We start from the raw sequence: 21,293 nt of genomic DNA, 5'->3' as shown, positions 1-21,293 counted from the left end.
CTCAGGCGATCCGCGCATCAAGCTGCGCCATGTTCACGTCAGCGACCCGCACGGTACGCCACGTGTTGTAGGCCATCAGCACCATCCCGGTGAGGAAGAACACACCACCGGCAAATCGCACCACAAACCCCGGATGGCTGGCCTGCAAGGCTTCGACAAAGGAGTAGGTGAGGGTGCCGTCATCGTTGACCGCTCGCCACATCAAGCCCTGGGTAATCCCGTTGACCCACATCGAAGCGATGTACAGCACGGTGCCGATGGTCGCGAGCCAGAAGTGCAGGTTGATCAGGGACACACTGTGCATCTGCTCGCGCCCGAACACTTTGGGGATCATGTGGTACAGCGAACCAAAGGTAATCATCGCGACCCACCCCAGGGCCCCGGCGTGTACGTGGCCGATGGTCCAATCGGTGTAGTGGGAGAGGGCATTGACGGTCTTGATCGCCATCATCGGCCCCTCGAACGTCGACATGCCGTAGAACGCCAGGGACAGCACCAGGAAGCGCAGGATCGGGTCGGTGCGCAATTTATGCCAGGCGCCGGACAAGGTCATCATGCCGTTGATCATCCCGCCCCAACTCGGCGCCAGCAAAATCAGTGACATGGCCATGCCCAACGACTGCGCCCAATCCGGCAAGGCGGTGTAGTGCAGGTGATGGGGGCCGGCCCAGATGTACAGGGTGATCAACGCCCAGAAGTGCACGATGGACAGGCGATAGGAATACACCGGACGTCCGACTTGTTTCGGCACGAAGTAATACATCATCCCCAAAAAACCGGTGGTCAAGAAAAAACCTACAGCGTTATGCCCGTACCACCACTGCACCATGGCATCGGTGGCCCCGGAATACACCGGGTACGACTTGAACCAATCCACCGGGATCGCTAAGTGGTTGACCACATGCAACATGGCGATCACCAGGATAAATGCGCCGAAAAACCAGTTACCCACGTAGATATGCCGGGTCTTGCGCCGCACCACGGTGGTAAAGAACACGATGGCATAGGCCACCCACACCACCGCCATCCACACCGCTCCAGAGAACTCGATCTCGGCGTATTCCTTGGTGGTGGTGTAGCCCAGCGGCAAGCTGATCAGCATGATCACGATCACCGACTGCCAGCCCCAGAAGGTGAACGCTGCGAGCCTGTCCGAGAACAATCGCACCTGGCAGGTGCGCTGCACCGCGTAATAGCTGGCAGCAAACTGCGCGCTGCCGGCAAAACCGAAAATCACCAGGCTGGTGTGCAAGGGCCGCAAGCGGCCGAAGGTGGTCCAGGGCAAGTCCAGGTTCATTTCCGGCCACACCAGTTGCGAGGCGATCCACACGCCCATGGCCATGCCCACCACGCCCCAGACGATAGTGGCGATAACGAATTGACGGACGACTTTGTAGTTATAGGCCTGCCCGATTGATGCTGTGCTCATGCTCAGTCCTCCCACGGTTCCAAGTGGCGGCACTGTAGGAAGCGGGGGCAAAACAAAACAGGCTCAGAAAAACCTCATTGTTGCGGATCAGTTTTAAGCCGTACGTTCAGCGGCCGCATCTGCCATGATCGGGCTTCGCAATCCGGCTCACCCAAGGAAATCTGCAATGGACGATGTACAGCAACTGGGCGAGATGCTTCGTCATTACGCCGACAGCGAAGCGCACAAAAAACAGCAATTTGACGTGCAGTCAGCCCGTTGGGCGCAAAAGCTCGATGAGTTGTTCGGCCAGATCGAGCAGTGGCTTGAGCCGGTAAAGACGGTCGGGTTGCTGGAGGTACACCGTGAAGCCTATGTTGCCAGCGGCCCCAGCGTGCCGGTGGATACGTCGACGTTCAAGACCGAGAAACTGACGGTGCAGATCACCGGCAAACCGGTGGAGTTCGTGCCCGATGTGATGGGGGTGGGTGGGTTGATCTCCGTGTCGGTCATGGGCTTGACCGCCGCGCGCCACGGCAGCGTTTCGTTGGTGTTGCCGGCGGACAAAAATGATTGGCTGTGGAAGAAGACCAATGGCCTGAAAGACCCGGACACCTTTGGCTTCGACGCGAATTTCCTCGCGTCGCAGTTGCAGAGCCTGATTCCACGCGAGAGGGCCTGAACATCTGGCGGTCGGCACAGGGTTATTTTCCCAGGATTAGCTATACCTAGAGCTCACCAATCCAGCGCCGACCGCCAGGGAGTTCACCGATGAAACTAACGCTATTGATCAGCACGCTGTGCATCACTTCGCTCGCACTGGCGGGTTGTGCCAGCAAAATTACGCAACCGGATGAATACTCCGGTTTTCTCTCGGACTACAGCCAGCTGAAAGAAGCCAAGTCGCCGTCTGGCGCTGAAGTGATGCGCTGGGTCGATCCGCAATTGGATTTAAACCGCTATAGCGCTGTGTATATCGAGCCAACGCAGTTTTACCCCAAGCCCCAGGCAACGGCAAAAATTCCGGACAGCACCTTGCGCGGTATCAACAATTACTTCAACCAGGCGCTCAAACGTGAGCTGGTCAAGTCGCTGCCCCTGGCCGAGGGCCCCGGTCCGGGTGTGATCGTAGTACGAGCGGCCATTACTGCGGTCAGCAGCAAGACCGAGGGGCTCAAACCCTATGAGTTTGTACCGGTCGCACTGGTCGCTGCCGCAGTCAGTACGGGTACTGGCATCCGTGACCAGGAAACCACCCTGGGCACCGAAGCGCAGTTTCTCGACGGTGCCAGCGGCAAGGTGCTCGCCCAGGTGGTGCGCAAAGGCACCGGTAAGCCGCTGGCTAATGATTCGCAGGTGATGAAAGCCGAGGATGTGAAAGGCGTGATCGATGGCTGGGCGTCAGATCTGCACCAGTCCTACCTCAAGTTGAAAAAACACTGAGCCCCGTGCTGGCCGGCGTGTTGGGGCAACCACCGCCGGCCAGGCAGCCCTACTTGAGCGGCGTCAGAGGCGGTAGCTTCCACTGGCCGTTACCCACTTCCGGCTTGGGCAGGTAAATGCGCAGTACGGCATAGAAGGGCGCAGGCGGCGCTGGCAACCAGTTGCTCTGTTCAGCCTTCGGCGGCTCGTGGTGCTGCAATGCCAGGGTCAGCCCACCGTCGGCGTCGCGCTTGAGGTCAGGCAACATCCGCGAATTGATCAGGTAGCGTTTTTTGTGGTTGGGCACCAGTTGCCCGGTTTTGGCGTCGTAAATGGTCAGTGACCAGAAAGCATCCGCCGGTGGCAGTTGGTCTTTGGCAAAGTGGACGGTGTAGCTGTGACGTGCGCCGTTGGCCGGTTTGCCTTCGCTGTCGACCGAGTAGGTCATGTAGGCCACTTCGTCTGCCGAGTTGCCGAACAGGCGCAGGTTGGCCCCGGCGTATCGATACAGGTAATTGTTTTTCAGGCGGTCACGGCTGCCATGCAGTTCGCCGCTGGTTACTTGATGAGTATCGATCTTGTCTTTCTTGAATGCCGCAAATTCGGCCTTGGCGTCGGCTATGCCTTCTTCCAGGGCTTTGCGTTGTTCCGCGTTCAATTGGCTGAGCTTGAACGGGGCACCCGGCGCGATGCCTATCTTGGCAAAGCGAGCCAACACGTCTTTCTCGCTGTCCTGAGGCTTGGCGTAGGCCAGCATGAAGTTCAGGTAGCGAAACAGTTGTGGGCTGTCTGTCATGGCGGCCGTGGGCTTGGGCCATTCGATTTTAGCCACCTTGTCCGGCGCCGGTTGCTTCACATAGCCGCTCAGCGGCTGCACCTTGTAGCCATTCTGGATCTGCTTGACTTTGGCCACGTCTTTTTCATCAAACAACTGCGTGCGGTAGAGCGCATACACCAGGCTGCTTTCGCTGTAGATCACCCGGTCTACGTCCACTGGCTGCTGGCCCTTCCAGTCAGGCCCCGCGACCATGTAGTGGCCGCCATTGTTGCCGGTACTGCGAGTGCCCAGGTAGGCGATGTTCTGGCTGTAAAGATCGATCAACTGCACTGAGTAATAACGATCGTCCTCGATCCGCGGCAACGTGAGCACCAACGGCTCCCTGCGCAGATCCATCCAGACGAAGGAGTAGGGCGTGTCGGGGTTGGGCTTGAATTGCGAAGTGTCTTTAGGCCCCGGCACCTGAGCGGAATGCCCCATGCGGTTAATCGGCGTCTTGAAGCGCGTGCCGCCTTGGTCAACGGCCTGGGTGTAGAGCGTCTTGTACATCTCAACGACCGGATAGCCATATAGATAGGCTTCCTTGGCGATTGCCCGGGCTTCGCCTGGGGTGGCGGTGAAGTCGGCCCAGACGCCGTTGCTCATGAGTATCGAGAGGCTCGCCAACAGCAGGCGCGTCGGTTTTCCAATCATGTTGTTACGTCCTTCCTGAGTGCATTTTGAAGAATAAGGATGAATGGCGCGGGCAGGCGCTGAGTGTCCGGTTTTACGGGCCGAAGGTCACGTTAATCTATGGACGCCTGACGTAAAAATGCCGCCCATGGGGACGGCACTCACAAACCGGTATTAAAGCGCCTACAGCATCGATTTGACTTTGTCGCGTAACTGATCGATCGAGAACGGTTTGGCGATCACTTGCATGCCGTCCGGCACGTCGATGTTCTCGGCATATCCGCTGGCAAACAGGATGGGCAGAGCAGGGCGCAATTCGCGCACCTTGGCCGCCAGTTGCTTTCCGTCCATGTCCGGCAGGCCCACGTCGGTCATCATCAGGTCAATTACCTGCCCGGTGTTTTGCACCACTGCCAGCGCCTCTTTAGCATCGGCAGCCTCCAAGACACTGAATTCCAACTCCTCCAGAACATCGACGATGAGCATGCGCACGATGGCATCGTCTTCGACGACAAGGATGGTGGAAGGGGGTGTGGACATAATATGGAATTCCCAAAAAAGGCGAGGGTTTACACGCGGCCGTTTTGATAGGCCTCTTCCTTGAGTAAGCGCGCACTTATGACAAGTTCCCGCTGGCCGTAAAAACAATGCGATAGAAAAGACCAGAGAGAATAGCCTGTTCCTTTGTAGGAATCTGTACAAAACCGTTCTAGAAAAATGGTCTTGCTTGCGACTTTGGGGCAAACTCCCGGTTTTTCCGTATTTGGCCAAGGCATGCCCATGACTCCCGCGTCGTCCGTCGATGAACAGAGCTTTCGTACCCTCCTCAGCCGAAACGTGGCACTGCCCTTGGGTGTGGGCGTGCTCAGCGCGGTGTTTTTCGTCGTCTTGATCACCTATCTGTTGTCGGTTATCCAGTGGGTGGAGCACACCGACCGGGTCATCAATAACCTCAATGAGTCGTCCAAGCTGACGGTCGACCTGGAGACCGGCATGCGCGGTTTCCTGATCACCGGCGACGAGCATTTCCTTGACCCTTATGAAGTCGCCAAGCCGCGCATCATTGCGGACCTGCGCAACCTGCAGGAGCTGGTGGCGGACAATCCGCAGCAGGTGGACCGCCTCAAGCGCCTCGAAGCCCTGCAATACGAGTGGAACAAATACGCCCAGTCGATGATTGATATGCAGCGCGAGAGCGGTGACTACCGCAGCGCAGTCAAGGCCGGCCGTGGCAAGCGCCTGACCGACGAGATCCGCAAGGAATACGATGACGCGGTGGCGATGGAGCAGCAGTTCCGCATCTCCCGCAATGAAGAAGTCACTCGCACTACCGTGATCAGCGTCACTCTGTATCTGGTATTTGTGCTGGGCCTAAGTGGTTTCCTGGCGTATATCGGTCGGAAGAATTTAGTTTCATTATCAGACAGTTACAGCGCAAACCTCGCGTCACAACAGAAGATAGCACGCCGCCTTGAGCGACAGGCCTGGCTGCGTAATGGCCAGACTGAACTGGCCGAACAAGTGCTCGGCCAACTCACATTGAACATGCTCGGCCGCAATATCCTGCAATTCTTTGCCCAGTACATGGGCTCGGCTGTCGCGGCGCTGTATGTACGTGAAGAGCATGGTGGCCTCAAGCGTATCGCCACCTATGGCTTCTCCCGAGAGCAGGAGCAAAAGGAACAGTCGATCTATAGCGACGAAGGCATCGTAGGGCAGGCAGCCCAGCTGGACCGCCTGATTCGCCTGGACGACGTGCCGGTGGACTACTTCAAAGTCAGCTCCGGCCTGGGCGAAGGTTCGACCCGCAGCGTGCTGGTGATGCCGACCAGCGACGATGACCGCGTTAACGGCGTGGTCGAGTTGGGCTTCCTGCGCCCCCTGGAAGAGCGTGACGTCGAGCTGCTGGAACTGATCGCCGGAAATATCGGCACCTCCATCGAGGCCGCGCGCTATCGCCAGCGCCTGCAGGAAGTGCTGGCCGAGACCCAGCAGCTCAACGAAGAGCTGCAAGTGCAACAGGAAGAGCTCAAGACCGCCAACGAAGAGCTGGAAGAACAGTCCCGCATCCTCAAGGAATCCCAGGCCCACCTGGAAACCCAGCAGGCTGAATTGGAGCAGACCAACGAGCAACTCGCCGAGCAGACCGAAACCCTGGCCGAACAACGCGACGCCATGGACCGCAAGAACGTTGAGCTGAACAAGGCTCAACTTGAGCTGGAAGACCGCGCCGAAGAACTGGAGCGCTCCAGCAAGTACAAGTCCGAATTCCTGGCCAACATGTCCCATGAACTGCGCACGCCGCTGAACAGCTCGCTGATCCTGGCCAAATTGCTGGCGGAGAACCCCCAGGAAAACCTCAGCGCCGAACAGGTCAAGTTCGCCGAATCGATCTATTCCGCCGGCAATGACCTGCTCAACCTGATCAATGACATCCTCGATATTTCCAAGGTCGAAGCCGGCAAGCTCGAAGTGCTCCCGGAAAACGCCAGCGTGGCACGCTTGGTGGACGGCCTGCGGGGAATGTTTGAACCGTTGGCGGCCGATCGCAAGCTAGGGTTCCAGGTGGACGTGCAGGAAGGTTCGCCGACCATGCTGTTCACCGACCGCCAGCGCCTGGAACAGATCCTCAAGAACCTGCTGTCCAACGCGATCAAGTTCACTGAACAGGGTGAGGTCAGCCTGTCAGTGTCCCGCGCGCCGGGGGAGGGCATTGCCTTCACGGTACGCGACTCCGGCATCGGCATTGCGCCGGACCAGCAGGAAAGCATCTTCGAAGCCTTCCGCCAGGCGGACGGCACCACCAACCGCCGCTATGGCGGCACCGGCCTGGGGCTGTCGATCTCCCGCGACCTGGCGACCCTGCTGGGTGGCTATATCAGCGTGAGCAGCGAACCAGGCAAGGGCAGTGTCTTCACTCTGGTAGTGCCAGAGCAGTACGTAGAACGCGAAGAAGACGCCGCGCCGATCGAGCAGCCCCGCCAAGTGGTGGTGGCGCCCGCTCCGGTTCCGACCCCTGTGAAGGTGTCCGCGCTGCCGGTAGCCGATGCTAGCCAGATCCCGCGTTTCGCCGACGACCGCGACAAGGCGCCGTTCGCCACACGCTGTATCCTGGTGGTGGAGGATGAGCCAAACTTCGCGCGTATCCTCTTCGACCTGGCCCACGAGCTGGGCTACAACTGCCTGGTGGCGCATGGCGCCGATGAAGGCTACAGCCTGGCCGAAGAGTACATTCCCGACGCGATCTTGCTGGACATGCGCCTGCCTGACCATTCCGGGCTGACTGTGCTGCAACGTCTCAAGGAGCACGCCAACACCCGCCATATCCCGGTGCACGTGATTTCCGTGGAAGACCGCGTAGAAGCCGCCATGCACATGGGCGCCATTGGGTATGCCGTCAAACCCACCACCCGCGAAGAGCTCAAGGACGTGTTCGCGCGCCTGGAAGCCAAGCTCACCCAGAAGGTCAAGCGCGTGCTGCTGGTGGAGGATGACGACCTGCAACGCGACAGCATTGCCCGCCTGATCGGCGACGATGACATCGAGATCACCGACGTCGGGTACGCCCAGGCCGCCCTGGACCTGCTGCGCACCCATATCTACGACTGCATGATCATCGACCTCAAGCTGCCGGACATGCTCGGTAACGAGCTGCTCAAGCGTATGGCGACCGAGGACATCTGCTCATTCCCGCCGGTGATCGTCTACACCGGGCGCAACCTGACCCGCGATGAAGAAGCGGAACTGCGCAAGTATTCGCGCTCGATCATCATCAAGGGTGCCCGCTCGCCAGAGCGCCTGCTGGATGAGGTCACACTCTTTCTGCACAAAGTCGAATCCCAGCTGTCTCATGACCGCCAAAAGATGCTCAAGACCGCGCGCAGCCGTGACAAGGTCTTCGAGGGGCGCAAGATCCTGCTGGTGGACGACGATGTGCGCAACATCTTCGCCCTGACCAGCGCCCTGGAGCACAAAGGCGCCGTGGTGGTGATCGGGCGTAACGGCCGTGAAGCCATCGACAAACTCAATGAAGTCGAGGACATCGACCTGGTGCTGATGGACGTGATGATGCCGGAAATGGATGGTTACGAGGCCACAGCCTTGATCCGCCAGGACCCGCGCTGGAAAAAACTGCCGATCATCGCGGTGACGGCCAAGGCCATGAAGGACGATCAGGAGCGCTGCCTGGCAGCAGGTTCCAATGACTACCTGGCCAAGCCGATCGATCTGGACCGTCTGTTCTCACTGATTCGCGTATGGCTACCGAAGATGGAACGCATTTAAGTGGAGCGAACTTTTTTGGAAAAAAGCAGCGATATTGAGCTGCGCCTGTTGATTGAGGCGATTTACCTCAAGTACAGCTACGACTTCCGCGATTACTCCGGGGCGTCGGTGAAGCGCCGCGTGGCTCACGCGCTGCGCCAGTTTGATTGTGCGACCATTTCCGCTTTGCAGGAGCGCGTGCTGCACGACCCGGCGGCGTTCATGCAGTTGTTGCAGTTCCTGACGATTCCGGTAAGCGAAATGTTTCGCGACCCGACGCACTTCCTGGCGATCCGCCAGGAAGTGGTGCCGCTGCTCAAGACCTACCCGTCGATCAAGATCTGGATCGCCGGCTGCAGCACGGGCGAGGAGGTGTACTCGATGGCCATCCTGCTGCGCGAAGAAGGCTTGCTGGAACGCACGATCATTTACGCCACCGACATCAACCCGGCATCGCTGGATAAAGCCAAGCAGGGCATCTTTTCCCTGGAGAACGTACGCGCCTACACCGCCAACTATCAGCAGGCCGGCGGTCAACGTTCATTTGCCGACTACTACACCGCGGCCTACGATTACGCAATCTTCGATAAGACGCTGCGGGAGAATGTCACGTTTGCCGACCACAGCCTGGCAACCGATAGTGTATTCTCAGAAACCCAATTAATTTCGTGCCGCAACGTACTGATTTATTTCAATAAAAAGTTGCAGGATCGCGCGTTTGGATTGTTCCATGAGTCGCTGTGCCATCGCGGTTTCCTGGTGCTGGGCAGCAAGGAGACGCTGGATTTCTCCGTGTACGGCAAACAGTTCGAACCCTTGGTCAAACAGGAACGGATCTACCGGAAACTATGAATCAAGCGGCTGCCAGCCCGGCATCGGTCCGGGGCATAGAAGCGATCGTCATCGGCGCATCCGCCGGTGGCGTGGAGGCGTTGCTGACGATATTCGCCGAGCTGCCTGCCGATTTCGGCTTGCCGATCATCACCGTATTGCACTTGCCGGACGAGCGTCGCAGTCAATTGGCTGAGGTGTTCGACCGCCGCGTGGCCATGCCCGTGGTCGAAGCCCGCGACAAGGAAGTGATCAAGCCGGGCACCCTGTATTTTGCCGGCCCCGGCTATCACCTGTCGGTGGAGCATGACCGCAGTTTGTCCTTGAGCCAGGAGGACCGCGTGCACCACTCACGGCCGGCGATTGATTACCTCTTCGAATCCGCCGCCGATGCCTATGGCAAGGGCTTGCTCGCCATTTTGTTGACCGGCGCCAACCATGACGGCGCCCGCGGCTTGGCCCACGTGAAGCAACACGGCGGAACTACAGTGGTGCAAGACCCCACTGAAGCACGCGTTGCCGTCATGCCTCGCGCAGCCCTGGCGCTGCACACACCCGACCACATTCTGACGCTGAGCCGCATTGGCTCATTGCTGGCTTCCCTGGAATATTCCCCATGTTAAGTACTGTCCAGGCCAAACTGCTGATCGTCGACGATCTGCCGGAAAACCTGCTGGCCCTGGAAGCGCTGATCAAGCGCGAGGACCGCCAGGTATTCAAGGCATTGAGCGCAGACGAGGCCTTGTCCCTGTTGCTGGAGCATGAGTTCGCCATGGCGATTCTCGATGTGCAAATGCCCGGCATGAACGGTTTCGAGTTGGCCGAACTGATGCGCGGAACCGAAAAGACCAAGAACATCCCGATTGTGTTTGTCAGCGCAGCCGGCCGTGAACTCAATTACGCGTTCAAAGGTTATGAAAGCGGTGCCGTGGATTTCCTGCACAAGCCGCTGGATATTCATGCGGTGAAGAGCAAGGTCAACGTGTTTGTCGACCTGTACCGCCAAAGCAAGGCGATGAAACTCCAGGTCGAGGCCCTGGAGCGCAGCCGTCGTGAGCAGGAGTTGTTGCTGACACGCCTGCAAGCCACTCAGGCGGAGCTTGAACAAGCCGTGCGCATGCGTGACGACTTCATGTCAATCGTCGCCCACGAAGTGCGTACGCCCCTCAACGGCCTGATCCTGGAGACCCAGCTGCGCAAGATGCACCTGGCCCGGGACAACGCCGCCGCGTTCACCCTGGACAAGATGCACGCCATGGTCGACCGCGATGAACGCCAGATCCAGAGCCTGATCCGCCTGATCGAAGACATGCTCGATGTGTCGCGCATCCGCACCGGCAAATTATCGATACGCCCGGCGCGTTTCGACCTGGCCCAGCTTGTCAGCAACCTGGTGGAGAACTTCGCGCCCCAGGTCGCAGCGGCTGACTCGTCCATGGCATTGGTTGCCGACGGCCCGGTAGAGGGCCATTGGGACGAATTCCGCATCGAGCAGGTGGTGACCAACCTACTGACCAACGCGCTGCGTTACGGCGCAAAAAGCCCGGTCGAGGTGCGCGTGTACAGCGAACATGGCGAAGCGCGGGTAGAGGTGCGCGACCATGGGATTGGCATCAGCGCAGAAAACCAGAAGCGTATTTTCCAACAGTTCGAGCGCGTGTCCGCCAGCCAAGTGGCGGCGGGCCTGGGCCTTGGGCTGTTCATTTCCGAGCAGATCGTTGCAGCCCATGGTGGCACCATCGAGGTCGAGAGCCAGATAGGCGAGGGCGCCTTGTTCCGGGTATGCCTGCCGTTGCAGGCCTCGGCATGAATTCAATCGTCACCTCGACGCAACCTCTGCGTGACCCCATGGTCGTAATTGCAGCAACTGACCGGACTAAGGCTTCCCATGAGTGAAGATGCACAAGATGTCGTACTGATCGTCGAGGACGACGAATCCATTATGTTTGTGCTGGGTGAATACCTGGCGGGCCTGGGCTATCGGGTGTTGAAGGCGATCGATGGGGAGCAGGCCTTTGAAATTCTAGCGACCAAGCCGCACTTGGATTTGATGGTGACGGACTACCGTTTGCCGGGCGGGATTTCCGGCGTGCAGATCGCTGAGCCCGCGATCAAGCTGCGACCGGAATTGAAGGTGATTTTCATCAGCGGTTACCCGCAGGAAATCCTCGACTGCAACAGCCCCATCACGCGCAACGCGCCTATCTTGGCCAAGCCGTTTGACCTGGATACGTTGCAGGAACACATACAACGCTTGTTGGCGTGACACGTCCTTGTGGCAATCTGATTAACCGCGTTGAACGCGCCGCCGACGCCATTTACATACGCGTCGAACAGCGGCGCCCGGTGGGTCGATTCCGTTCCAATGCGAACACCCTCTCCGAATTGATCACGTTAAATCGTCGTACGCTGAAAGGTCAGCGTCTGCCTTCGCCCACAGCGGACACTGCTGCTGTCTTCGGCAGCGGGTAATCACGCTCGGATCATTTCCCGCACCTTCGCCGTAAGCAAATCAAAGGTAAACGGCTTGGTGATCAACTGCATTCCCGGGTCCAGGAACCCGCCCCGCACCGCCGCGTGTTCGGCATACCCTGTAATGAATAGCACCTTGAGGTCCGGACGGATCTGCCGGCCGATTTCCGCCAACTGGCGGCCGTTCATACCGGGCAGGCCGACATCGCTGATCATCAGGTCGATACGCTGGTCCGACTCGATGATCGGCACCGCCGTGTCGGCGTCACTGGCCTCAACGAAGGCATAGCCCAGTTCCTTGAGCACCGCACTCACCAGCACACGCACTGCGGGGTCGTCCTCGACAATCAGCACGGTTTCGCCGGCATTGGCAAACGGCGGCAGCGCCGGGTCAGCCGGCAGGTTTGCGGTGATTTCGCCGATAAAACGCGGCAAAAACAGGCTGACGGTGGTGCCTTTGCCCACTTCACTGTGGAGGGTGACGTGTCCGCGCGACTGGCGGGCAAAACCATAGATCATCGACAACCCCAACCCCGTGCCCTGGCCAATCGGCTTGGTAGTAAAGAACGGATCGAACACCCGGCCCATCACGTTCTCGGGGATACCGCAGCCGGTGTCGCTGACGCTCAGTTCCACGTAGTCGCCCGGCGTCAAGGTGCCATAGGCGGCAGTGAATACGTTGTCCAGATGGCGGTTGCTGGTTTCCACCAGCAATTGGCCACCGCCCGGCATGGCGTCTCGCGCATTGATCACCAGGTTGAGCAGGGCACTTTCCAGTTGGTTGGGGTCGGCTTCGGCGGTCCACAACTCACCGGTCAGGCGCATATCCAGCTTGATGCTTTCATTGATGCTGCGTTGCAGCAGTTCGCCCATGGAAACCACCAGTTGGTTGATCTCCACGGGTTTTGAGTCCAACGATTGCCGGCGGGAAAACGCCAGCAAGCGATGGGTGAGCCCTGCTGCACGATTGGCGGAGGTGACACCCAGGTCGATCAGGCTGTCGAGGTCGTCAAGCTTGCCTCGGGACACACGCCTGCGCAGCAACTCCAGGCTGCCGATGATGCCCGTGAGCATGTTGTTGAAGTCGTGAGCGATGCCGCCGGTCAACTGCCCGACCGCTTCCATCTTTTGAGATTGGCGCAACGCTTCTTCGTTGTGGCGCAGTTGCGCTGTACGTTCCTCTACCTGTTGTTCGAGGGTTTCCAAGGTACGTTGCAGGCGCAACTCGCTTTCGCTCAGGTCGATCAGGCGATCGCGCGCTTCGTATTGTCTTCGCCGGCCGCGCAATGCAGTGCTGACCAGGCTGATCAGCGTCACCGGATGGAACGGACGTTCCAGGAATGTCACGTTGCCCAGTAGCCGGCTCAGGTGGCTCGAGCCATTCTGCTCGCTGCCGCCGTGATGGGTCATGAGGACGATGGGCAGGTCCGACCAGGCCGGTTGTCGATGCAGGTAGTCGAGCAACGGTTCCAGGTCAACGCCGCGCAAGGCTTCGGCAGCAATGATCAACAAGCCGCTGCCTTGTGCCAACGCCTCGCACAGGCTGTTCAAGTCGGTGGCGACGATACCGCTGTAGCCGGCCTCGTTGAGCATCATCAGTGCCAACGCGCCGTCGCGCCCCAAGGGCGCGAGGATAATCGCGCGTTCGGAGAGAGGAGAAAGGACCGTCACTAGCCCTCATCCTTGAGCAGGGGAGAACCGGCACCCATGTAAGTTGGAATACCGCGTAACACCCCTTGAAAGTTGTTCAGCGGCTCACCGACCGTCATGCCGCGACTGCCGATGCGGTATTCCCGAATCGTCGACTCATGGGTGCCGGTGCGTTTCTTGATGATCGAAATGGCGCGGCGCACTTCGCCAATGGCTTCGAAATAGCGCAAAAGGATCACGGTGTCGGCCAGGTAGGTAATGTCCACGGGTGCCTGCATATCGCCCACCAGCCCGTGTTGGGCCACCGTCATGAAGGTGGCAGCGCCTCGGCGATTGAGGTACAGCAACAACTCGTGCATATGCAGGATCAGCGCGTTTTCTTCCGGCATTGCCGCCTGGTAACCGTTAATGCTGTCGATCACCACGGTCTTGATGCCCCGTTCGTCCACGCAACGACGTACACGGTGCGAAAACTCACCGGGGGTCAGTTCGGCGGCGTCTACTTGTTCAATGAACAAATTACCGGTGGCCTGTAAGGCGGCAAGGTCGATGCCCATGTTTTTCATGCGCTCGAACAATAGGCCCAACTCTTCATCAAAGATAAACAGCGCGGCCTTCTCGCCCCGCGCCACGGCGGCAGCGGCGAAGATCATCGAGATAAGCGATTTGCCAGTACCCGCAGGCCCCAGGATCAGGCTGCTGGAGCCGGTCTCGATCCCGCCGCCCAGCAACGCATCCAACTCGCGGATGCCGCTGGTGAGGGTCTGGCGGTTGTAGCCGCCACGGTGTTCGGCGGCCACCAGGCGCGGGAACACATGCACACCGCCCTGCATGATGGTGAAGTCATGGAAGCCACCCCGGTATTTCTGGCCACGGTACTTCACCACGCGCACGCGGCGGCGTTCAGCGCCGTAGTTGGGGGTCAGTTCCTCCAGGCGGATCACGCCATGGGCGACGCTGTGCACGGTTTTATCGAGAGACTCGGTGGTCAGGTCGTCGAGCAGCAAGACAGTCGCGTCATAACGCACGAAGTAGTGTTTGATTGCCAGGATCTGCCGGCGGTAGCGCAAGGAGCTTTGCGCCAACAGACGGATCTCGGAGAGGCTGTCGACGACCACGCGGGTTGGCTTGACCCGTTCCACCACCTCGAAAATCTGTCGCGTCGCTTCGCCCAGTTCCAGGTCGGAGGAATACAGCAAGCTCTGCTGGTGCTCGGCGTTGAGCAGACTCTCCGGCGGGGTCAGTTCGAAGATATGAATATTGTCATCGAGGTCCCAACCATGGGACGTGGCGCCCTGGCGCAACTCACGCTCGGTCTCGGACAGGGTGATATATAACGAGGTCTCACCGTTTTTCGCGCCGGCCTGCAAAAAATGTAGCGCAACGGTAGTCTTACCGGTACCCGGTTCGCCTTCCAGCAGGAACAGGTGGCTGCGCGACAGGCCGCCGGCAAGAATGTCGTCAAGACCTTCGATGCCGGTAGCGGCTTTTTCACTCAACAGCTCGTTGGATGTAGACAAGGAGTGCCCTCGGTCACGTTCAAATAGAGGCGCGCGCCGGCTCGGCGTGCGCCATATTCACTTGACCGTAGTGGCTTCTGGCGGTTCAACGTTTCGTAGAATTTGTGCAACAAGGGCCTGGGTTTACACGTGTTTAACCTGAACCTACAGACCTTGTTGCAGCGCGGGATCATCCGGATTCTGTTGCTCAAGCTGTGCGAGCAGAACCTGGACGTTCTGCAACTGGCCGCTTTCCTTCCAGTAATTGATCAGCAGCACCCGTGCCTTGCGATTGGCAGGGTGACGCTGGACGACTTCTTCCAGTTGCCGCTGGGCCGCCTCCAGTTCCTGCTGGGCATGCAGGGTGGTGGCGAGGTCGTAGCGATAATCCTGATTGTCCGGTTCCAACTCTACGGCTTTGGACAGACCGAGCAGGGCATAGGGCCTCTCGCCGTGGTGCAACAGCCACATGCCCAAGGCGTGCTGCAGGTAGGCCGACTCAGGGTGCGCCGCCAATTGGCGTGCCAATAACTGGCGGGACTCGTCGGTCTTGCCTTGTTTATCCAGTAACTCTATCTGCGCCACAACAGCTTGCAAGTTGTCCGGTTGCAAGCGCATGGCCTGCTCCAGGGCATTTTGCGCTTCCGGCAACAGAGCGCTGTGGATGTACAGGCGCGCCAGTTGAATCCAACCTTCTGCCGTTTCGGGCTGGGCCTTGAGCTTTTTCACGAACTCATCGAGGACCTGCTGCAATGGCCCGAAGTACAGACCCAGCGTGTCAGGTGACAGGCCCAGCAAGGCATTGGCGGCAGCAAATCGAACTGCTTGTTCGGGGTCGTCGAGCACCGGCCCGAGCAACAACGTGCGCTGGCCGGTCGGCACCAGGCCGACAATGCTGTGAATGGCCGCCTCGCGCACCAGGGGCGACTCGCTGGCCAGGTCTTTGTCCGCCAGCTTCAGGGCTTGCGGGCTGGGGTAGTTGGGCAGTTCTGCATGCAACGCAGCACGGCGCTCGGGGGACAGGTCCGGCCGGCCCAGTTGTTGGTACAACACGCGCGCTGCGCCAGGTTCGCCATTACGCGCCTGTTTCAGGGCCTTGGAGTAACCATGGGCAATGGTGGGCGGTACGGCCACCGGGGTGGCACGGGAGAAATACCAAGTGATCAGCACAATCAACAGGAGGGCGCACAGGCCGACGATGGAGTAACGGCGTGACTTTGACATGCAGGCGTCCGAAAGCGTGGGCAGCAAAGCCGTCAGCTTCGGTCAGACCACGGCAGGTGTCAAACCCGCATCAGGTCAACACGTATTCCACCGGTTCCAATGGCAGTGGCAGATCGGTTTCACCAAGGGCGGCCAATACTTCGCGCTCCAGCGTGCGCAGGAGGGCATTGCAGGGCAGATCGTTTTCGTCAAAGCCGAATGGGTCCTCCAGGTCATCACCGATTTCATCGAGGCCGAAAAACGTGTAGCTGACGATGGCAGTGAACACTGGCGTCAACCAACCCAACGGCTCGGCCATGGCAAACGGCAGCAGGATGCAGAACAGGTAAATAGTGCGATGCAGCAACAAGGTATAGGGAAAGGGCAGCGGCGTGCTCTTGATCCGCTCGCAGGACGCCTGCACCTGGCTGAGGCTGACCAGGCGCGCCTCCAACTGTGTGTAGCGCCATTCGCTGATCACGCCTTGTTCAGCCAATGCGCTAAACCGTGCGCCGACCTGTTGCAGCAGGTTGTCGGGCAGGTTGGGATGGTTGGCCTGGAACTGGCTCCACGGCTTAATGGCCTGGGCTTCATCTTCATGCCGCAGCCGTGCAACCAGGCCATGGGCGAAGCCGCACACGCTTCGCAGCAAACCCGCACGTTCGGCCGGATCCCGCAGCACTTGGGTTTCGCGGATCAACGAGCGCACATCGATGATCATCTGCCCCAGCTGCTTGCGACCCTCCCACCAGCGGTCATAGCAGGCGTTGTTGCGAAAGCTCATGAAAATCGACAGCGACAGCCCGAGCAAGGTGAATGGCGTGGCATTGACTTTGGAGAAATACGCCGGATGCAGGGTTTCCACCAGCACGATCACCGAGGCCAGCAAGGTGACTAACAGGCTGCGCAAGGCGATGCGCTTGGCTATTGACCCCTTGAGGGAAAACAGGATGCCCAGGAGGTTGGGTTTGGGTCGGACTATCATTCAGGGGCGGGCTTCTGTGTCGGTGCAGCCCATCAGGTTAGAAGCACGCACTGCGCCCGTCCAATCGATTGAGCTGACGGGCTGATCGGCGGGGTCGATGACTGGCCAAACCAGTCAGGCAGGTTGAGGGCTTTGACCATTGCCGCAGTGGCGCTCTGGGGCGACTATTTCGACGATTCGGACTGTTAAAGAGAATAACAATGCAGATTGAAAACAAGATCTTCCTGGTCAGTGGCGGTGCCTCGGGCCTCGGCGCGGCCACTGCTGAAATGTTGGTAGCGGCAGGTGCCAAGGTGATGCTGGTGGACCTCAACGCGGATGCTGTGGCGGCCAAGGCCCAGCAGCTGGGTGAGAATGCACGCAGCGCCGTGGCGGACATCAGCCAGGAAGCGGCCGCCGAAGCCGCCGTGCAGGCCACAGTTGCGGCGTTTGGCGGGTTGCATGGGCTGGTGAACTGCGCCGGCGTGGTGCGTGGCGAGAAAATCCTCGGCAAGGACGGCCCTCACGGGCTGGCCAGCTTCGCCCAGGTGATCAACGTCAACCTGATCGGCAGCTTCAACCTGTTACGCCTGGCGGCCGCCGCCATTGCCGAAACCGAGGCGAATGCCGACGGCGAGCGCGGTGTGATCATCAATACCGCCTCCGTCGCCGCGTTTGACGGGCAGATCGGCCAGGCGGCGTATGCTGCGTCCAAGGGCGCCATCGCCAGCCTCACATTGCCTGCCGCGCGAGAACTGGCGCGGTTTGGTATCCGCGTCATGACCATTGCCCCCGGCATCTTTGAAACGCCGATGATGGCCGGCATGACGGAGCAAGTGCGCGAGTCCCTGGCTGCGGGCGTGCCGTTTCCGCCACGCCTGGGCAAACCCGCCGAATACGCCGCGCTGGTGCGGCACGTCATCGAGAACAGCATGCTCAATGGCGAGGTGATCCGTCTCGACGGTGCTTTGCGCATGGCGGCCAAATAAGGAGGAGTTCCCATGACCGACCCCATCGTTATTGTCAGCGCCGTGCGCACGCCCATGGGCGGGTTTCAGGGTGATCTCAAGGGCTTGACTGCGCCGCAGCTGGGTTCCGCCGCCATTCGTGCGGCGGTCGAGCGTGCCGGTATCGCCACCGATGCCGTGGATGAAGTGCTGTTCGGCTGCGTACTGCCCGCTGGCCTCGGCCAGGCACCCGCACGCCAGGCGGCGTTGGGCGCGGGCCTGGACAAGGCCACGCGCTGCACCACCCTCAACAAGATGTGCGGCTCGGGCATGGAAGCCGCGATCCTGGCGCATGATTCGCTGCTGGCCGGCAGCGTTGATGTGGTCATCGCCGGTGGCATGGAAAGCATGTCCAACGCACCGTACCTGCTGGACCGCGCCCGCAGCGGCTACCGCATGGGGCACGGCAAGGTGCTCGACCACATGTTCCTTGACGGTTTGGAAGACGCCTACGACAAGGGCCGCCTGATGGGCACCTTTGCCGAGGACTGCGCGCTGCACAACGGCTTCACCCGCGAGGCCCAGGACGCGTTTGCCATCGCGTCCCTGACCCGTGCGCAAGAGGCGATCTCCCATGGCAACTTTGCCGCCGAGATAGTCCCGGTGCAGGTCACCGTAGGCAAAGAGCAGAAAACCATCCTGCATGACGAACAACCCCCCAAGGCCAAGCTGGACAAGATCAGCAGCCTGAAGCCGGCGTTCCGCGACGGCGGCACAGTGACGGCGGCCAACGCCAGTTCGATTTCCGATGGTGCGGCAGCCTTGCTGCTGATGCGCCAGTCCGAGGCCCAGAAGCGCGGCCTCAAGCCCTTGGCCGTGATTCATGGGCACGCAGCGTTTGCTGATGAACCGGGATTATTCCCGGTGGCGCCGGTGGGCGCTATCCGCAAGTTGATGACCAAGACCGGCTGGAACGTGGGTGAAGTCGATCTGTTCGAGATCAACGAAGCCTTTGCCGTGGTCAGCCTGGTGACCATGAGCAAGCTGGACATCCCCCACGCCAAGGTCAATATCCACGGCGGCGCCTGTGCCCTGGGGCATCCGATCGGTGCATCGGGTGCGCGGATCCTGGTGACGCTGCTCTCGGCCTTGCGACAGAACGGCCTCAAGCGTGGCGTTGCAGCCATTTGCATCGGCGGTGGTGAAGCCACGGCCATGGCCGTCGAATGCCTGTACTAAGGACTGACCATGTTGCCCAATGAAGAACAACTGCAAATCAGCGACGCGGCCCGGCAATTTGCCCAGGAACGCCTGAAACCCTTTGCCGCCGAATGGGACCGCGAGCACCGCTTTCCCAAGGAAGCCATCGGTGAAATGGCCGAGCTGGGTTTCTTCGGCATGCTGGTGCCGGAACAGTGGGGCGGTTGCGACACCGGCTACCTGGCCTACGCCATGGCCCTGGAAGAAATCGCTGCGGGTGACGGCGCCTGCTCCACCATTATGAGCGTGCACAACTCGGTCGGTTGCGTGCCGATCCTGAAGTTCGGTAACGACCAGCAGAAAGAGCAGTTCCTCAAGCCCCTGGCCAGCGGCGCTATGCTCGGCGCCTTTGCGCTCACCGAACCCCAGGCAGGTTCCGACGCCAGTAGTTTGAAAACCCGTGCGCGTCTGGAAGGTGACCATTACGTACTGAATGGCTGCAAACAGTTCATCACCTCCGGGCAGAACGCCGGGGTGGTGATTGTGTTCGCCGTGACTGACCCGGCGGCGGGCAAACGGGGGATCAGCGCGTTTATCGTGCCGACCGATTCGCCGGGCTACAGCGTGGCACGGGTCGAAGACAAGCTCGGGCAGCATGCGTCCGACACCTGCCAGATCCTGTTCGAGGACGTAAAGGTGCCGGTCGCCAACCGCCTAGGGGAAGAGGGCGAAGGTTACAAGATTGCCCTGGCCAACCTTGAGGGCGGCCGCGTCGGCATCGCCTCGCAAGCGGTGGGCATGGCCCGCGCCGCCTTTGAAGCGGCCCGCGACTATGCCCGCGAGCGTGAAAGCTTCGGCAAGCCGATCATTGAACATCAGGCCGTGGCCTTCCGCCTGGCGGACATGGCCACGCAAATTGCGGTCGCCCGGCAGATGGTGCATTACGCGGCCGCGCTGCGTGACAGCGGCAAGCCGGCCCTGGTGGAAGCCTCGATGGCCAAGCTGTTCGCCTCGGAAATGGCCGAGAAAGTCTGTTCGGCCGCCTTGCAAACCCTGGGCGGTTACGGTTACCTGAGCGACTTCCCGCTGGAGCGGATCTACCGCGACGTGCGGGTCTGCCAGATTTACGAAGGCACCAGCGATATCCAGCGCATGGTCATCTCACGCAACCTCTAAGGAGCCGATACATGAGTTACGAAACCATTTTGCTCGAAGTCCAAGGCCGCGTTGGGCTGATTACCCTCAATCGCCCGCAAGCCTTGAACGCCCTGAACGCGCAGCTGGTCAGTGAATTGAACCAGGCGCTGGATGGCCTGGAAGCCGACCCGCAAATCGGCTGCATTGTGCTGACCGGTTCCAGGAAGGCCTTCGCCGCCGGTGCCGATATCAAGGAAATGGCCGAGCTGACCTACCCGCAGATCTATCTTGACGACCTGTTCAGCGACAGCGACCGCGTCGCCAACCGCCGTAAGCCGATCATTGCCGCGGTGAACGGTTTTGCCTTGGGCGGGGGCTGTGAGCTGGCGTTGATGTGCGACTTCATCCTGGCAGGCGATGGCGCCAAGTTCGGTCAGCCGGAAATCAACCTGGGCGTACTGCCGGGCATGGGTGGCACCCAGCGCCTGACCCGCGCGGTGGGCAAGGCCAAGGCCATGGAAATGTGCCTGACCGGGCGTTTTATCGACGCGGTGGAAGCCGAACGCTGCGGGATTGTCGCGCGCATCGTGCCGGCGGATGAGCTGTTGGAAGAGGCGCTGAAAGTCGCCACTTTGATTGCTGGCAAGTCAGTGCCTATCAGCATGATGGTCAAGGAAAGCGTGAACCGCGCGTTTGAAGTGAGCCTGTCGGAAGGCGTGCGGTTTGAGCGCCGGGTGTTCCATGCAGCATTTGCAACGCAGGATCAGAAGGAAGGCATGGCGGCGTTTGTGGCCAAGCGAGCACCGGACTTTAAAGACAGATAACCCGGTCTCCCACCTGCCACAAA

The 21,293-nt window shown here is 60.0% G+C and carries 18 protein-coding genes; 11 read left to right on the top strand and 7 right to left on the bottom strand.

All coding sequences use genetic code 11. The features are described 5' to 3' along the window. Position 1: 1 nt before the first annotated feature. Positions 2–1,429, bottom strand: a complete 1,428-nt coding sequence (ccoN, locus tag PF1751_RS13700) for a cytochrome-c oxidase, cbb3-type subunit I (protein ID WP_044287216.1) — start codon at positions 1,427–1,429, stop codon at positions 2–4. A gap of 166 nt (positions 1,430–1,595) precedes the next feature. On the opposite strand from ccoN, the gene PF1751_RS13695 reads away from it, so the two are divergent. Both PF1751_RS13695 and PF1751_RS13690 read left to right on the top strand, forming a co-directional pair. Next, entirely contained in the window at positions 1,596–2,090 is a 495-nt protein-coding gene (locus PF1751_RS13695; protein WP_044287215.1) for a hypothetical protein, read from the top strand. Between the two features lie 89 nt (positions 2,091–2,179). After that, complete coding sequence (locus tag PF1751_RS13690) at positions 2,180–2,851, top strand: DUF3313 domain-containing protein (protein WP_010210394.1); 672 nt, start codon at positions 2,180–2,182, stop codon at positions 2,849–2,851. Between the two features lie 49 nt (positions 2,852–2,900). Here PF1751_RS13690 and PF1751_RS13685 read toward each other — a convergent pair whose 3' ends face one another. Together PF1751_RS13685 and PF1751_RS13680 are read right to left on the bottom strand one after the other, a co-directional pair. Then, positions 2,901–4,301: a DUF1254 domain-containing protein gene (locus PF1751_RS13685; protein ID WP_021493127.1), complete on the bottom strand. Its 1,401-nt coding sequence runs from the start codon at positions 4,299–4,301 to the stop codon at positions 2,901–2,903. Between the two features lie 162 nt (positions 4,302–4,463). Beyond that, entirely contained in the window at positions 4,464–4,820 is a 357-nt protein-coding gene (locus PF1751_RS13680; protein WP_010210396.1) for a response regulator, read from the bottom strand. Positions 4,821–5,060: 240 nt separating this feature from the next. Between PF1751_RS13680 and PF1751_RS13675 the strand changes: the two genes are divergently transcribed. The 5 genes from PF1751_RS13675 (at position 5,061) to PF1751_RS13655 (ending at position 11,640) form a co-directional block, all read left to right on the top strand. After that, positions 5,061–8,564, top strand: coding sequence for a response regulator (locus tag PF1751_RS13675; RefSeq protein WP_010210397.1), 3,504 nt, complete (start codon positions 5,061–5,063; stop codon positions 8,562–8,564). Beyond that, positions 8,565–9,395, top strand: coding sequence for a CheR family methyltransferase (locus tag PF1751_RS13670; RefSeq protein WP_010210399.1), 831 nt, complete (start codon positions 8,565–8,567; stop codon positions 9,393–9,395). Continuing rightward, on the top strand, positions 9,392–9,997 hold the full coding sequence (locus PF1751_RS13665; RefSeq protein WP_010210400.1) for a chemotaxis protein CheB: 606 nt from the start codon (positions 9,392–9,394) through the stop codon (positions 9,995–9,997). Before PF1751_RS13670 ends, PF1751_RS13665 begins: the two co-directional genes overlap by 4 nt. Then, complete coding sequence (locus PF1751_RS13660) at positions 9,991–11,184, top strand: hybrid sensor histidine kinase/response regulator (RefSeq protein WP_010210402.1); 1,194 nt, start codon at positions 9,991–9,993, stop codon at positions 11,182–11,184. The genes PF1751_RS13665 and PF1751_RS13660 overlap by 7 nt, the downstream gene beginning before the upstream one ends. Before the next feature lie 78 nt (positions 11,185–11,262). Next, positions 11,263–11,640: a response regulator gene (locus PF1751_RS13655; RefSeq protein WP_003217591.1), complete on the top strand. Its 378-nt coding sequence runs from the start codon at positions 11,263–11,265 to the stop codon at positions 11,638–11,640. 206 nt (positions 11,641–11,846) lie between these two features. Here the strand turns inward: PF1751_RS13655 and PF1751_RS13650 are convergent, their stop codons facing one another. From PF1751_RS13650 to PF1751_RS13635, 4 genes are all read right to left on the bottom strand, one after another. Further along, positions 11,847–13,517, bottom strand: coding sequence for an ATP-binding protein (locus PF1751_RS13650; protein ID WP_021493130.1), 1,671 nt, complete (start codon positions 13,515–13,517; stop codon positions 11,847–11,849). Beyond that, positions 13,517–15,016 carry an ATPase domain-containing protein gene (locus PF1751_RS13645; RefSeq protein ID WP_021493131.1) on the bottom strand — a complete coding sequence of 500 codons (1,500 nt, stop codon included), beginning with the start codon at positions 15,014–15,016 and terminating at the stop codon, positions 13,517–13,519. Before PF1751_RS13645 ends, PF1751_RS13650 begins: the two co-directional genes overlap by 1 nt. Positions 15,017–15,160: 144 nt before the next feature. Beyond that, positions 15,161–16,219 carry a tetratricopeptide repeat protein gene (locus tag PF1751_RS13640; RefSeq protein WP_021493132.1) on the bottom strand — a complete coding sequence of 353 codons (1,059 nt, stop codon included), beginning with the start codon at positions 16,217–16,219 and terminating at the stop codon, positions 15,161–15,163. Positions 16,220–16,289: 70 nt separating this feature from the next. Then, on the bottom strand, positions 16,290–17,183 hold the full coding sequence (locus PF1751_RS13635; RefSeq protein ID WP_010210406.1) for a bestrophin family protein: 894 nt from the start codon (positions 17,181–17,183) through the stop codon (positions 16,290–16,292). A 200-nt stretch (positions 17,184–17,383) separates the two neighbouring features. Here PF1751_RS13635 and PF1751_RS13630 point away from each other — a divergent pair, with 200 nt between their 5' ends. The 4 genes from PF1751_RS13630 to PF1751_RS13615 are packed head-to-tail and all read left to right on the top strand — an operon-like array spanning position 17,384 to position 21,270. Beyond that, complete coding sequence (locus tag PF1751_RS13630) at positions 17,384–18,151, top strand: SDR family NAD(P)-dependent oxidoreductase (RefSeq protein WP_044287214.1); 768 nt, start codon at positions 17,384–17,386, stop codon at positions 18,149–18,151. Positions 18,152–18,163: 12 nt separating this feature from the next. Continuing rightward, complete coding sequence (locus PF1751_RS13625) at positions 18,164–19,348, top strand: acetyl-CoA C-acyltransferase (protein ID WP_021493133.1); 1,185 nt, start codon at positions 18,164–18,166, stop codon at positions 19,346–19,348. Between the two features lie 9 nt (positions 19,349–19,357). Continuing rightward, positions 19,358–20,485, top strand: a complete 1,128-nt coding sequence (locus PF1751_RS13620) for an acyl-CoA dehydrogenase (protein ID WP_021493134.1) — start codon at positions 19,358–19,360, stop codon at positions 20,483–20,485. A gap of 11 nt (positions 20,486–20,496) precedes the next feature. Continuing rightward, a complete protein-coding gene (locus PF1751_RS13615) occupies positions 20,497–21,270 on the top strand; it encodes an enoyl-CoA hydratase (protein ID WP_010210412.1) in 774 nt (257 codons plus the stop codon). Positions 21,271–21,293: the final 23 nt, after the last annotated feature.

This window comes from Pseudomonas simiae, from assembly GCF_000934565.1.
Lineage (GTDB): Bacteria > Pseudomonadota > Gammaproteobacteria > Pseudomonadales > Pseudomonadaceae > Aquipseudomonas > Aquipseudomonas simiae.
The sequence above is the reverse complement of the archived record's forward strand: the minus strand, read 5'-3'. Positions and strand labels throughout refer to the sequence as shown.

Coding starts and splice junctions, on each gene's coding strand:
- ccoN (WP_044287216.1), bottom strand. CDS start 1,429: ATGAGCACAGCATCAATCGGGCAGGCCTATAACTACAAAGTCGTCCGT.
- PF1751_RS13620 (WP_021493134.1), top strand. CDS start 19,358: ATGTTGCCCAATGAAGAACAACTGCAAATCAGCGACGCGGCCCGGCAA.
- PF1751_RS13695 (WP_044287215.1), top strand. CDS start 1,596: ATGGACGATGTACAGCAACTGGGCGAGATGCTTCGTCATTACGCCGAC.
- PF1751_RS13665 (WP_010210400.1), top strand. CDS start 9,392: ATGAATCAAGCGGCTGCCAGCCCGGCATCGGTCCGGGGCATAGAAGCG.
- PF1751_RS13675 (WP_010210397.1), top strand. CDS start 5,061: ATGACTCCCGCGTCGTCCGTCGATGAACAGAGCTTTCGTACCCTCCTC.
- PF1751_RS13630 (WP_044287214.1), top strand. CDS start 17,384: ATGCAGATTGAAAACAAGATCTTCCTGGTCAGTGGCGGTGCCTCGGGC.
- PF1751_RS13635 (WP_010210406.1), bottom strand. CDS start 17,183: ATGATAGTCCGACCCAAACCCAACCTCCTGGGCATCCTGTTTTCCCTC.
- PF1751_RS13690 (WP_010210394.1), top strand. CDS start 2,180: ATGAAACTAACGCTATTGATCAGCACGCTGTGCATCACTTCGCTCGCA.
- PF1751_RS13615 (WP_010210412.1), top strand. CDS start 20,497: ATGAGTTACGAAACCATTTTGCTCGAAGTCCAAGGCCGCGTTGGGCTG.
- PF1751_RS13685 (WP_021493127.1), bottom strand. CDS start 4,301: ATGATTGGAAAACCGACGCGCCTGCTGTTGGCGAGCCTCTCGATACTC.
- PF1751_RS13660 (WP_010210402.1), top strand. CDS start 9,991: ATGTTAAGTACTGTCCAGGCCAAACTGCTGATCGTCGACGATCTGCCG.
- PF1751_RS13680 (WP_010210396.1), bottom strand. CDS start 4,820: ATGTCCACACCCCCTTCCACCATCCTTGTCGTCGAAGACGATGCCATC.
- PF1751_RS13640 (WP_021493132.1), bottom strand. CDS start 16,219: ATGTCAAAGTCACGCCGTTACTCCATCGTCGGCCTGTGCGCCCTCCTG.
- PF1751_RS13655 (WP_003217591.1), top strand. CDS start 11,263: ATGAGTGAAGATGCACAAGATGTCGTACTGATCGTCGAGGACGACGAA.
- PF1751_RS13625 (WP_021493133.1), top strand. CDS start 18,164: ATGACCGACCCCATCGTTATTGTCAGCGCCGTGCGCACGCCCATGGGC.